Below are 13,194 nucleotides of genomic sequence, written 5' to 3' on the forward strand. Positions count from 1 at the left end.
CAAACAGCAAGATTTCCTACTAACATAGGTAATATATATCGTAGTTCACTATAGAGCCTAGCTCTTTGTAGGAAAGCAGTCATGTCCAGCCGCAAGCAACGTCGGGTAGTTCAGAAGCGCGATCGCCAAATTTGGCAACTATCCGCTACAAACTGTAAACAGCATACGTCATGGCTGCTACGCTGCTCAATACTTAGCGATAAAAACTCCCATTCATCTGGCTTCGTCTTGCCAACTGTAGCAATGGTGTCGCTAGTAGTCGTACTAATAACTACTGCGCTCGTATTGCGGGCTTTTGATCGCTCCAGAGAGGCTAGTAATGTCAGGGTAGATGCCGCAGTATCAAATGCTGCAAAACCTGGCATAGATCGCGCTAGAGCCAAAATAGATGCATTATTATCCGATCCGAGTTTGCCAAGAGACACTCCCACTGATACCGATTTTTACAATGCCCTGACTAGCAGCAGGTATGTATTAGGTGATGAAACACGCCTGAAACTGGTTTACGACATCAATAACAATAAAATTATTGAAAAACGACCTACAGCAACAACTCTAGAACAAGACGAAGCGATCGCAACTGCTTGGAAATTTCCAGTTGATACTGACAATAATGGTAAATTCGATAGCTATACACTATACAGTATTGTCTTCCGCAGTCCCAACCGAGGACAAGATGGTAGGTTTGAGCGCTCTAGAAATCCTCTAGAAGCAAGAACTCCACCAATGAAAGGTGCGCTGAGTAGACGCTGCGAATATACTGCTGGTACTAGCCCTAACTTGGTAGGTGACTCTAGTTGGTACAAATCAGGTAGTAACCTAACCAAAAGCTTTTTTGCCTACACTGCCACAGTGCCAATTGATACTCTGCCTATATCTCCCAATGTAGGTGCTGGCAACTATGAAGTGTATAGAGGAAATCGAGGTTTTTCTGCCCTGGAGTTTCAGCAAGATCGCAGTAGAGTTCCCCTAAATAGCAATGCTGTTTTGTTTCAAAACGACCTGGAACTTACTCCTGGTGTTGACTTTCGCATGAATGGCAGAATTTTTACAAATGCCAACTTACTGATCGGCGGGCATGAGGGTAAAGCGATTAGGCTCTATCAAATTAGTAGCAAAAACTCCTGCTTTTACAAAGAACAAAACAGTAAAATTACTGTCGGTGGCAACGTCGGTACAGGCAACGTAGCCGACGCACAAAATCAAACAGCGGTAACTGTCGATCTATTTAGAGGAGTAGGTAACGACCCAAGTACCTCCACAATCGATGGCAATAATAAATCTACAAGCGAAGTAGGAGGCAAAAGAGTAGGATACAACGATGCCGCCTATAGCAAGCGGATCGGGGCAATGAAGCAGGCTATGCTAGCTTTTTCTACAACTAATCCTCCCACAGTTGCCAGCGTCAATAGCATTACTCAGTACCCTTTTTCAGTTAAAGCAGCATTTAAAGCTAAGATTGAAGCACCTGGAGGTAGCAGCTTAAACGCTCAAGAAATTCTTGCCGAACAAGTTGAAACATACCTAAAAGATCGTACCCGTCGCGTTCCTTTTGCTGAAGTACCTGCCGCCGATGGGACAGGTGCTATTCTTCCAGGGGATAGCAATGGGATTGATACAAGCTCTGGGATTGTAGAACCAATCGCTAAATGGCGAGAGCCTACAGACACTAATACTGGTTTAGCGCTAATTGCAGCCAACCTACAACAGACTCAGCCCGAACAGCAGAGAGAAGATGGTGTAGAGACATACTTAGGCGATCGCATTAATGTAGGTAACAACTTACCTGCTTACTGGAAAAATCTGACTAAATATGTTACAGGACCTTTTGAAAAGCAATTTTTAGGCAGCGCGGTTAAATGGACTAATCCTAGCGACGAAGAACGCTATCGAACTACTCAAGTAGTCGCTCTCCCAGATGTAGGTATATCTAATCGAGATGGTTTTTGGGAAGATGCAGCCGCTAGACAACCAGCAACTAAATTATCTAATGTAGGCGGTTTGAGGATAATAACTGGGGCAGGAATTTATCGCAACTTAGCATCTACTTATACAGCTTTATCTGCTCCGTCTTTTCTTCCACTCCCTCCTACCATCCTTGATGGCAATAGAGCTATTCCTAATGCTCCACTTTTAGCAGGTGAAAGCTCATCTATTCCCTACACTTTAGTTTGGTCTGACACCATGCCTATGAGTGGTGGAGTCGATAACAGCAAAACACTAATCAATGAAAGTACAGCGCCAGCCGACTTGCGGATGAGAGCTACGGCTGTTTATCACTATGCAAACAATCCTGGAACTAGCCAGACTCCGATCGCTTGTGTCAGCAGCTATTACGATCCGACAAACGCAACTACTGCTAAAAATAGAGTTAATTTTGATGGTGGATACGGCATCGATACTGCTAGCGGTAAGTCAAACAATGGTGTTGTCTATCCTACTCCCTACACCAGCGATACAGATAGGTTTAGTGCGATCGCCTCTTATTTGCCAGAGTTGAAAGCTCAAGCAAAACTGATGTTTCCCAATGGGCGCGTCGTTAACGAACCTTTGCAGCAAGCCTTGCTCAAACTTAATGGTGGTGGCGGACTATTAGACAATACCAAACCCCTAAGTTTGGCGGAAAATTCAGCAATCGATACAGCTATTTGCGGTATCAAAATTTTGACCGATAGCTCCTTCAATCCCAGCACAGAGCCTATAGTGCCACATGGCGCAATTAGAGAAGCATCTTTTCTTAATGCTAGAGAAGTTCAAGCGATTCATAAGACGAATAATACGACTGACTACGATTTAGAACTAGAACAACGCCAGCCTTTAGAAGTACGAGTGACTGACCTCGATATGGGTCAACTTGCAGCTAAAACAATTGGGACAGCAAACCTTCAAGAATATCTTTTGCCTAACAGCGGTATTATCTATGCTAGTCGAGACGATGCGCTGCTCGATCTAAGTGACACGAGCATAGAAAGAGAGTTACTTAGTTCTACCGACTTCAAACTCGACCCTACACGCCGCCCAAACGGAATTAGGCTAATCAACGGTAGTAGTTTAGAACGAGATGATGATTATCGAGAAGAAGAAAAGGGACTAACTTTAGTTACCAATTTGCCAGCTTATATTCAAGGCGACTTTAACCTGCACCAACAGTCAGGCGATCGCACGCCTACTGAAGAATTTACCGATACCTTGGCAGATAACTGGAGCGATTTTTATACACGCAACCCAACACTCGATCCTAATTTTGCTTGTCGTAAGGGGCAAAGTGGGTGTGGTGGTAATGGCGATCGCTGGCGACCTGCAACTATCATCTCTGATGCCATGACGGTGCTATCAGGCAGTTTCCGCGATGGTTTCCGTGATGAAGGAGACTACGATCTCAATAACTATGCAGGTATTGCTCCTACTTTAAATCGCACTAAAAACGGCTTGTGGAACAATAGCTTTGTTCCTAGTGCCTTATGGTGGGATACAGGCAATACAGACAATGCTTATCCTAATGAAAAAACTGAGGATAGTTATGTAGGTTCCTACCTAACTAATGCCGTGACACCGATCCAACGGCGCGTAAATGCACCTGAATATGTCATGGAAATTTGCCGTAAAGTCCCTGTCTCCGAATGTAGACCGAGCGATTGGCTAGTTGGCTACGATAATAACGGCGATGGAGATATCGATGATAATGGGGAAAGCGATGTTAAATCTGCAAATCTGCCCCAAAACGCTGATGTTACTCGCTTAGGTGCAGGTACTACTGCTAGCGCTGCTTTGCGACCTAGCGATCGCCGTTACGCTCGTCGGGTTGCATTCAAACGTAGCACTGGCAATACACTAGAGTTATCTAATTGGTCTAGCCCTAACGAAGATAATATCACTCCAATAGCATTAGGAATAAATAATAGCGGTCAAGTTGCTGAATTTCCTTATACAGAAAATGTTCTGCCCAGAATAAGAAATAATGCTCTGTGGTTTAGAACAACAACTAATACTATTGGCGAACCATACAACAATCCTAGCTACGCAAACAATAGACCGCTAGCATATACAGGCAATACTAAATTTACGTCTCCTCTTACCCCTGAAATTGACAACGTAAATAGTCTCAACCTTCCAGAGAATAACCCTGCTTCTAGCTACACAGTTTGTACTAAAACTGCTGGTTCCTCTCAAAAACCGTTAGTCAATGATTCCACGCTTCTTGATGACGGAAATTGCGATCTTGACACAACCGTAGGGCAGCTAAATGCTTTAGATCCTAGTACATCTAATACAGATGCGATCGTTACACCTAGTCAAAAGGTAACTAATCAAAAGGGAAGCTTTGCTAGCGGGGAGGAAACAACTCTCACCCAGAGTGGTCGTATAAACGTTATCGATTTAGGCCTTGGAGCGCGGACTTTAGGAGAGGATAGTACGAGAGTAACAACAATTAAATTAGTAGGCGATGAAGACTCTATATTTGTGTTCCAAAAAAAAGGAGGAATCTTAAACTTTGCTAGCAATTCAAATTGTAGCCGTCGTAACAATACCTGCACCCGCAAAGGTGTAGCTATTGAACTAGATGGGGTTGATCCTAACAATGTATTCTGGGCATTAAATGCAGATACTCAATGGAACGAAGTAGATTCTAACAGCCCTCATAGAATGAAGGGGAATTTTATTAGTAAAGGGGCTGTTAATAGTCTCAAAAATGTAGTGATAGAGGGTCGTCTTTTGGGGGTTAACCGTCTACCACCACGTTCAAACTTTGTAAACAGTAGCATCAAAGCGATCGCTTCTACAGATCAGCCTTTGCTAGTACCAGTTTTACAAATACACACCCCCGAAGGAACTCCATCCACCAACACCAATCTCCCTATAAGTGGTAATATTGTCAATCGCTGGCTGCAAAATGTAGTCGCAAATAATGCTACAGTTAACGCTGTTTTTGTATCGGGCAACAGTCCAAGCCGCCCAGAAGAAAGCGATTTAGCAGGTTTGCATAACTTCGTTCGTTTTCAAGAAAACTGGTTAGAAAAGCCGCTCAATATTCAAGGCAGCTTTATTCAGTTAAAGCGCAGTGCTTATGCTACAGCGCCATTTGCTAATGTTTTAGCAGCAAAGCGATCGGCTAACGATGGAACTTTAAGCATTTTTGGCTATACCTCCACCTCTTATAACGGCAACATCATACCCTACTACAATCCACCAACTCGGCAATGGGGTTTTGATGTAGGACTTCTATCTCAAGCACCAGACCTATTTGCACAGAAATTTACCATACCCTCAGCTACTCCTCCCAACGAATTTTTTAGGCAAGTTGGTCGAGATGATTTATGGGTTAAAACTTTGTTGTGCGCTGCTCAAGGGTCGCAGGATAACTACACTTACGCTGTAGATCGAAGCGAACGAGGTAGTTGTGAATTTGCTCCATCTGCTTATAACGATTAATGGTGATTCGTCAAATTTAGCAACTGGTAGGTGACTAGGATCGTGTCCAAATTACGACTTTCAACTCAATCTAATCAAGCTGGTTTTACAATCGTCGAGTCTTTAGTGGCTATAGTTGTAGTTAGTATTTTAATGGCAGCAATTTCTCCTGTAATTACTCTTTCTGTAGCCACACGAGTTCAAGCAAGACGAATAGAGTTAGCATCTCAAGCTGCTAAAGCATATATTGATGGTATAAATTCAGGAGCGATCGCACCTCCAACTATTACTGTTGCACGAGAGACAAATCAGTATTTTTTAGATAGCGCCCCTGTTCCTAGTGCTTTGGCAGATTTGTACTGTGTAAATCTTGACAATATACCTGGTTGTAGTAGTAACAGCGCTCAGGATTTAGCAATTCAAGGGTTTCGCAGCCAATTTAGTGCGGATGCAGATGACGCGCAAAAAGGCTATCGTCTAGGTTTGCGTGTTTATAGGGCAGATGCTTTTAGCGATCGTGGTGCTTTGAATAAAGGGTCAAAACAAGCAACTTTTACTGGGGGACTTGGAAACCTTAAAACTCCATTAGTAGAAATGACAACGGAAATTGCCACGCAGGATACTCAGTTGCCAGATTTGTGCGATCGCTTTGGTGGCTGCCAATAGTCTCAAAAGTATAAAATTTTATACAAGTATGGAAGATTCAAGGTGATGAATGCTTTAAGATTTTTGCTCAACAGTTATTTAAAACCATCCAAGCTCAGGCAAGATAATAGAGGCTTTACATTACTAGAATTATTAGTGGCAATGGTTCTTGCCGCTTTAGTAGTTACACCTTTAATGTCGTTCACGATCAATATATTAGATAGCGATCGCCGAGAACAAGCTAAAGCAATATCAGCGCAAGAAGTACAGGCTTCTATTGAATACATTGCTCAAGACTTAGAACAGGCTGTCTATATTTACGATGCCATTGGATTAAATAACAACTCAAATTTAAACACTAATACAATTTCTGGAATCAAAGATCAGATTCCACCAGAAAAAGTAGCAGACGGTTGCTCTAACAATAGAAATACAACTTGTACGCCTGTTTTAGTCTTCTGGAAACGCGAACCTGTAGAGAAGGCTGTTCCGACTAATAGGAATAGTAAATGTAGTGGTATTTCCTCGAATTGTAATGATACATTCGTTTACTCTCTTGTCGCTTATTATCTAATTAAAGGTAATAATATTAATAACGTTTGGTCTAATAGCGCTCGTATTGCTAGGTTTCAAATAACGAATGGTGTGGTAGATCCTTTTAATCCTACAAATACAACAAATGGTATTCCTACTACTAACTATATTCAAGATCGAGAGCCTAGTCCAGGGTTTAATTTATTCGATCTTTCATTACCAGGTTCTAGTCTTTCAGATAAAATGAACCGCTGGCAAAAGTCATCATTAGCTTATACAAGCAAAGCTAATGTACTAATTGATTATGTTGACAGCAGTATTACTGAAATTTCCCCAAATTGCTCTGCAAACCAACAAACACCATCAACTTTAGTTGGTGGCTTTTATGCTTGCGTTGATGCCTCTAAAACTTCGGCACAAATTTTTATTAGAGGTAATGCTCTAGCTCGCTTACAACAAAGTAGTACCTATAGCAATAATCTTTCTGCTTATTTTCCTACTGCAAGTATTAAAGTTAATGGGCGTAGTTCGTTGGATGTTAATTAGGATTTTCCGCTTGGATTTATCTTTAATTCATATAGAAAATAAATTAATTTCATTTTAGAAATTTAGATATTATGCAAAACGATTTTAGTAAAAGTAGTAGTGACAAAGGATTTACGCTTATAGAAGTAATAGTCACTATAATCATAGTTGGAATTTTAAGTGCGATCGTTGCTCCGAGTTGGCTAAATTTTGTAGAAGTGCGCCGCCTTAATATTGCTCAAGATCAAATTTATCGCTCAGTACGTGAAGCCCAAAGCCAAGCCAAGAAAGAAAAGTTGCCTTGGCGAATCAGCATTAGAGAAAAGGATCAAATTGTACAATGGGCTGTACATCCAGCTTCACTTTCTCTAGAGAAAGCTACCTGGAATGACCTCAATAATAATATTCGTATCGATCCAGAGCCAGAAACAACTGGACAAAATCAAGATGGTTTATGGCAAACTCAATTTGACTATAGAGGAAATGTTAATCTTCTAAAACAAGTGACCTTATCTAGCAAAAATAATAATAAAGCTAAAAGATGTGTAGTTATATCTACACTTTTAGGAGCAGTAAGAACTGCAAAAGAACGTCCAACTGCAAATAATGAAGGCAAATATTGTTATTGATTTAATCAAACAATACCAAAGAAAAAAAGTAGCTTGCACGAGCTATAAAATCATCTCAGCAAGCTACTTAATTAATTCTTGGGCTTATGCCTACCCAGAACGGTTATTTATTTTTAAAGCTGCTTCACTTCAGAAACTAGCTTCGCCACCATATCTTTTGCACTGCCGAAGAGCATTGTAGTTTTATCCTTGTAGAACAACTCATTGTCTACACCAGCAAAACCCGTACTCATCCCGCGCTTAATTACAATTGTCTGTTTAGCCTTATCTACTTCCAAAATCGGCATTCCATAAATAGGACTTGCAGCATCATGACGCGCAGCAGGGTTAACCACATCATTCGCGCCAATTACTAAAGCTACATCTGTCTGCTCAAATTGAGGATTGATATCATCCATATCAGACAACTGTGGATAAGGCACATTAGCTTCTGCCAATAATACATTCATGTGTCCTGGCATTCTACCCGCAACTGGGTGAATTGCATACTTTACATCTACACCCATGCGCTCAAGCTGATCTGCCAACTCGCGAACGCTATGCTGTGCTTGCGCTACAGCCATCCCATACCCTGGCACAATTACCACAGAACGCGCGTAACCTAGCATCATTGCGCCTTCTTCAGGATCGATGCTGCGGACATTCTTCTCAATCTCAGCCGCACCTGCACCGCCACTAGCCGCGCCACCAGTGCCAAAAGCACCAAATAGAACGCTAAATAGCGAACGGTTCATCGCCTTACACATAATCTGAGTCAAAATTAACCCAGATGCGCCTACCAAAGCGCCAGCAATGATCAGCATATTGTTCATTACCACGAAACCAGCCGCACTAGCAGCGATCCCCGACAGCGAGTTCAACAGCGAAATTACTACAGGCATATCGCCGCCGCCGATGGGGATAACAAATAGTACGCCTAGCAATAACGAAACAGCAACTACTCCTAAAAATAGCGGCACATTTTCTGGCGATACCAATAAGTAGCCGCTACCTACAACAAAACCAATTAGCAGCAAAATATTAAACGGCTGCTGCAACGGAAAGGTGATTGGCGAACCACTAATTAAGCCTTGCAACTTGGCAAAAGCAACCATACTGCCTGTAAAGGTGACACCACCAATAAATACATCTAACAGCATGGAAACATTGGCATCTAGCGGTATGGGCGCAGAAGCATCAATCAACCGCCAAAACTCAGCTACCGCTACCAGCGCTGAAGCTAATCCCCCCAAACCGTTTAATAAACCTACCATTTGGGGCATTTCAGTCATCGCGACTCTTTGGGCAGCAATAGCACCGATCGCGGAACCTGTCGCTAACCCAATCAAAATCATCTCATAATTCAACACCTGCCGATCTAACAGCGTTGCTGCGATCGCAAGTAACATCCCCACCGACGCTAACAAGTTGCCATTACGGGCTGTAGCAGGCGATCCCAACTGCTTTAAACCGACAATAAATAACGATGCTGCAACCAAATAACTTAGCTGAATCCCAGTTGGCAAAAAATCGCTCACGCTTTTACCTCTTTTTTCTTAAACATTTGCAACATCCGGTCAGTAACTAAAAAGCCGCCGACTACGTTAATAGTTGCCAAGACAATAGCAATCAATCCCAAAATCACCGACAAGCTAGTATCTCTGCTGCCAGAAACAACTAACGCGCCAATCACAGCAATTCCCGAAATAGCATTAGCGCCAGACATTAACGGAGTATGCAGCGTAGGCGGTACTTTGTTAATGACTTCAAACCCAATAAAAGACGCTAATACAAACACAAACAAAGCAGCAATTAGTGTTTCAGTCACGGTTTAAACCCCAACAAAAGTCAAAAGTTAAAAGTCAAAAAGACTTCTTTATTTGCCCAAAAGTCAAAAAGATTTCTTTGCACTCTAGGATCGAAATCTTCCTAGAGTGCGATCGTCGGGCTTTGTCTATGTAAGCTAGCCAGCTATGTGCGGTTTTCCCCCTCAATAGACTGGCGTGCTACTTCAACCGCCCAGCTAAGAATTAATTGCCGATTGCTGAGTATTACTTGCTAGCGCATCCTTTACCCTTTGGTTGCGAATCTCGCCGCCATGAGTAATGCAAGCAGCATCAATAATATCGTCAGCAAAATTCAAGTCAATAGCGCTATCTTTAACCAAAAGCTGCACCAAAGTAGTCAAATTCTTGGCGTACATTTGGCTAGCATGAACGGGCATTGACGAAGGCAAGTTAATTGGACCAATAATTGTCACGCCATGCCATTGCACGTCTTTACCAGGCTCCGTACAAGCGCAATTACCACCTTGTTCGGCAGCCAAATCGACAATTACCGATCCTGGCTTCATTTGCGCTACCATTTCCGCAGTTACCAGCAAGGGCGCTTTCTTACCTGGAACTTGAGCCGTTGTAATTACTACATCCGATTGCTTAATGTGTTCGGTAACAACTTCTTGAGTGCGCTGCTTTGACGCTTCGGAAATTTCCTTGGCATAACCCCCAGCAGCAACAGTTTCCTCATTTAGCTGCACTTCAACGAACTTAGCCCCCAAGCTTTGGACTTCTTCTTTTACCGCTGGGCGAATATCAAAAGCCTCTACCACAGCGCCCAATCTCCGAGCCGTAGCGATCGCTTGCAGCCCCGCAACGCCCGCACCCATGACAAATACCTTTGCGGGGGCGATTGTGCCTGCGGCTGTCGTCAGCATGGGGAAATACTTAGGTAATGCTGCCGCTGCAATCAATACAGCTTTATACCCCGCTACCGATGCTTGAGATGATAAAGCATCCATGCTTTGCGCTCTACTGCTGCGCGGGATCAATTCAATACTAAAAGCTGTTACCCCACGCTGTGCTAACTTTTGGGCGATCGCAGGTTCTCCCAATGGATTGAGAAAACCAATCAATATCGCCCCTGGTTTAAGCATATCAACTTCCGATCGCCCATCTTCTCGCTCTTGGGGCAAACCTACTTTCAGCAGAATATCTGCTTCACCCCAAAGCTTTGCCGTATCGCTGACAATTTTTGCTCCTGCGGCTTCGTAAGCATCGTCGAAAAAGAAAGAGCGATCGCCTGCACCTGCTTCTACCCAAACTTCTAAGCCTTTTTTCACTAAACGCGCCACAGTATCAGGTACTAGCGCTACTCGACGTTCGCCGACTTCAATCTCTTTGGCAACCGCTATTTTCATGCAATCTCCTAAACTCAAAAAAACTTTTTTACCTATTCGCGTTCGAGCATTTGTAGTAATTTCCTCCTTGCAGGCGCGATCGCACTTGCCAGGAATAAGAATGTAGAGATTATGCTGACAGGCAACTTTTGCAACGGTTCTCTTTGTTTAAAGCGTTACATTTCGCCCATCCTAAACCGATCTCTTGCCTTCTTATCTGTGTCTTCAGATTATTTTATGAATGTGACATTTATATTAGCTAAAGTTTTTTGGTAAATGCTCTATTTTTTTAACGTAGAGTAAATCTTAGCAATTTGCTACTAGCTACAACTTACAATTTCTTCTTCCTCAAACTAAATTTTTATCATCAGCATATTTTGCCTTGGCTAATTTAGCTTACTTAGCTCTCGATTGTGCAGGGCAATATTTCAACTTTTTTAACATAAATCGTAAATTTAGATACACTGATACATATTCCGAAACAAAAAAATATTTTCTGGAGGAAATAATGATAGAGCGATCGCCAGCGTCAAATATCATAATTAATCGGGAATAGAGGCACTTTTTACCAGATTTAGCGTCTCAAGTAGTAAATTAATAAGTACAAAAACTTACTTTATATCTTGCCGAAAGCTATGTTAGCCACAAAAAATATGCATCGCCTACTTTCTGCCTTAGCTGTTACCAGTTGCCTAGTAGCTGGATTTCCAGCAATTATTTCCGCCCAAAGTTTGCCAGGATTTACCATCTTTAGCGGTGTCAAACGCGAAAACCAACTACCGTTTAGACTAGACTTCGGCGGGCAAGCAAGTCAGTGGGATCGCTATCGGTTAAGGATTCCCCCTAAACAACTCAAACTAGCAGCAGCGCAAATATCTGTTTCCTACCCCGATTATTACAAAGGTACTTTTGATACTGACAAAATAGAAGTCAGGATCAAAGGCAAAAAAGTCCCGCTGCAAGAAGTAGTTTGGAACAAAGAGAATCGCGCAGTAGAAATTTATCCTCAAGAGCCAATTCCTGCAGGTAGCCGCGTTGAAATAGTCTTCTCTAACGTCAAAAATCCTGGTTTTGGTGGTACATACTACTTCAATTGCCAAATTCAGTCACCTGGCGATGTCCCGCTACTGCGTTATGTCGGTACTTGGATTTTGAGTATTTCCTAAGCCCTAATTTAGTGATAGAATAGGCGATTGTGATTTTGTGACTAATTCCTAAAAATTTATGCAAAGAACATTAGGTGGCACTTGCCGCAAAAGAAAACGGACTTCGGGGTTTCGCGCTCGGATGCGGACCCCAGACGGTCAAAATGTAATTAGCGCTCGTAGAAGAAAAGGTCGTCATCGTTTGAGCGTGCAATAACGCCCCAAAATTACCGTAGCAGTGGCTTTAGCAAAGGCAAATCGACTCAAAGCGCGATCGGACTTCCAAGCAGTATTTCAAGCAGGAATTCGTCACAAAAGCTCTCACTTAACACTGAGAGCTTTACGCATGAAACAGTCAATGCCAACCCAAAGTGCCAAAATTGGCATTTCAATTAGTACGAAAGTTAGCAAACGGGCAGTAGTACGCAACCGGATCAAAAGGCAAATTCGTGCAGCCTTTCGTTCGTTGCTACCACAAATCGCCCCTCAGTGGCGGCTAGTTATTATCGTACAGCCCCAAGCCGTTGCGGATAAGTGCGATTATCAGCAATTTCTGCAAGAATTAGAGCAGTTGTTGACAAAAGCTGAGGCAATCGATGGGCATTCGTGAGGAAGTTTACTATGAAGGCGGTCCCCATATTGGGGAATTGATATTTGGCTTACTATTGGGGCTAACTATCGTTGCTTTGCCGCTATCAATTGGTGCTATAGTTCGAGCTTTATGGCTGCGCTATCGCATCACCAATCGCCGGATTACTGTAACTGGTGGTTGGCTAGGACGCGATCGCACCGACATTATTTATTCAGAAATAGTTAAAGTTGTCAAAGTTCCGCGCGGACTTGGTGCTTGGGGAGATATGGTACTAACTCTTAGAGATGGCAGTCGATTGGAACTAAGAGCAGTGCCCAAGTTTCGGGAAATATATGAGTACATCAACGAGAAAGTAGCTCTGAAAAATCCTCAAGTAGGTGCAAAAGTAGAAGAAAAGTCAGCTTGATTTTTCCTTAACACCCCAAGGGGCTTAATGCCCCTTACTTGCCGCTAAAGCATATTTAGCAAATTGGTATTGATGTAGCTAAGACAATTACGGTTAACGCTACCCGTAAATAGAAACCAGTATCGGATAAATTAGATTCAGACAAATTAACATAT

At 42.6% G+C, this 13,194-nt stretch carries 11 protein-coding genes; 8 read left to right on the forward strand and 3 right to left on the reverse strand.

Going from position 1 to position 13,194, the window contains the following annotated elements; all coding sequences use genetic code 11:
* Positions 1-81 precede the first annotated feature (81 nt).
* The 4 genes from hpsA to UH38_RS07315 all read left to right on the forward strand — a co-directional run bounded on the left by hpsA (position 82) and on the right by UH38_RS07315 (position 7,742).
* Positions 82-5,430 (forward strand): hormogonium polysaccharide biosynthesis protein HpsA, encoded by a 5,349-nt coding sequence (hpsA, locus tag UH38_RS07300; RefSeq protein ID WP_052672297.1) that lies wholly within the window; start codon positions 82-84, stop codon positions 5,428-5,430.
* Between the two features lie 42 nt (positions 5,431-5,472).
* Entirely contained in the window at positions 5,473-6,075 is a 603-nt protein-coding gene (gene hpsB / locus UH38_RS07305) for a hormogonium polysaccharide secretion pseudopilin HpsB (RefSeq protein WP_200892337.1), read from the forward strand.
* A 45-nt stretch (positions 6,076-6,120) separates the two neighbouring features.
* Complete coding sequence (hpsC, locus tag UH38_RS07310; protein ID WP_045053995.1) at positions 6,121-7,134, forward strand: hormogonium polysaccharide secretion pseudopilin HpsC; 1,014 nt, start codon at positions 6,121-6,123, stop codon at positions 7,132-7,134.
* 71 nt (positions 7,135-7,205) lie between these two features.
* Positions 7,206-7,742: a pilus assembly FimT family protein gene (locus UH38_RS07315; protein WP_045053996.1), complete on the forward strand. Its 537-nt coding sequence runs from the start codon at positions 7,206-7,208 to the stop codon at positions 7,740-7,742.
* A 113-nt stretch (positions 7,743-7,855) separates the two neighbouring features.
* Here the strand turns inward: UH38_RS07315 and UH38_RS07320 are convergent, their stop codons facing one another.
* From UH38_RS07320 to UH38_RS07330, 3 genes are all read right to left on the reverse strand, one after another.
* Positions 7,856-9,259, reverse strand: coding sequence for an NAD(P)(+) transhydrogenase (Re/Si-specific) subunit beta (locus tag UH38_RS07320; protein ID WP_045053997.1), 1,404 nt, complete (start codon positions 9,257-9,259; stop codon positions 7,856-7,858).
* Complete coding sequence (locus UH38_RS07325; RefSeq protein WP_045053998.1) at positions 9,256-9,549, reverse strand: NAD(P) transhydrogenase subunit alpha; 294 nt, start codon at positions 9,547-9,549, stop codon at positions 9,256-9,258. Before UH38_RS07325 ends, UH38_RS07320 begins: the two co-directional genes overlap by 4 nt.
* A gap of 195 nt (positions 9,550-9,744) precedes the next feature.
* Positions 9,745-10,917: a Re/Si-specific NAD(P)(+) transhydrogenase subunit alpha gene (locus tag UH38_RS07330; protein ID WP_045053999.1), complete on the reverse strand. Its 1,173-nt coding sequence runs from the start codon at positions 10,915-10,917 to the stop codon at positions 9,745-9,747.
* Positions 10,918-11,549: 632 nt separating this feature from the next.
* Between UH38_RS07330 and UH38_RS07335 the strand changes: the two genes are divergently transcribed.
* From UH38_RS07335 to UH38_RS07345, 4 genes are read left to right on the forward strand one after another with little or no spacing between them, the layout of a single operon-like run.
* Positions 11,550-12,062, forward strand: coding sequence for a DUF2808 domain-containing protein (locus UH38_RS07335; RefSeq protein WP_045054129.1), 513 nt, complete (start codon positions 11,550-11,552; stop codon positions 12,060-12,062).
* Between the two features lie 58 nt (positions 12,063-12,120).
* On the forward strand, positions 12,121-12,258 hold the full coding sequence (rpmH, locus tag UH38_RS25290) for a 50S ribosomal protein L34 (RefSeq protein WP_072044893.1): 138 nt from the start codon (positions 12,121-12,123) through the stop codon (positions 12,256-12,258).
* Positions 12,259-12,279: 21 nt separating this feature from the next.
* Positions 12,280-12,651 carry a ribonuclease P protein component gene (gene rnpA, locus UH38_RS07340; RefSeq protein ID WP_045054000.1) on the forward strand — a complete coding sequence of 124 codons (372 nt, stop codon included), beginning with the start codon at positions 12,280-12,282 and terminating at the stop codon, positions 12,649-12,651.
* Complete coding sequence (locus tag UH38_RS07345) at positions 12,638-13,039, forward strand: PH domain-containing protein (protein ID WP_045054001.1); 402 nt, start codon at positions 12,638-12,640, stop codon at positions 13,037-13,039. The genes rnpA and UH38_RS07345 overlap by 14 nt, the downstream gene beginning before the upstream one ends.
* Positions 13,040-13,194 lie beyond the last annotated feature (155 nt).

Source organism: Aliterella atlantica CENA595 (genome assembly GCF_000952155.1).
Classification (GTDB): Bacteria; Cyanobacteriota; Cyanobacteriia; order Cyanobacteriales; family Chroococcidiopsidaceae; genus Aliterella; species Aliterella atlantica.

Coding starts and splice junctions, on each gene's coding strand:
- hpsA (WP_052672297.1), top strand. CDS start 82: ATGTCCAGCCGCAAGCAACGTCGGGTAGTTCAGAAGCGCGATCGCCAA.
- hpsC (WP_045053995.1), top strand. CDS start 6,121: ATGAATGCTTTAAGATTTTTGCTCAACAGTTATTTAAAACCATCCAAG.
- UH38_RS07315 (WP_045053996.1), top strand. CDS start 7,206: ATGCAAAACGATTTTAGTAAAAGTAGTAGTGACAAAGGATTTACGCTT.
- UH38_RS07330 (WP_045053999.1), bottom strand. CDS start 10,917: ATGAAAATAGCGGTTGCCAAAGAGATTGAAGTCGGCGAACGTCGAGTA.
- UH38_RS07335 (WP_045054129.1), top strand. CDS start 11,550: ATGCATCGCCTACTTTCTGCCTTAGCTGTTACCAGTTGCCTAGTAGCT.
- rpmH (WP_072044893.1), top strand. CDS start 12,121: ATGCAAAGAACATTAGGTGGCACTTGCCGCAAAAGAAAACGGACTTCG.
- UH38_RS07345 (WP_045054001.1), top strand. CDS start 12,638: ATGGGCATTCGTGAGGAAGTTTACTATGAAGGCGGTCCCCATATTGGG.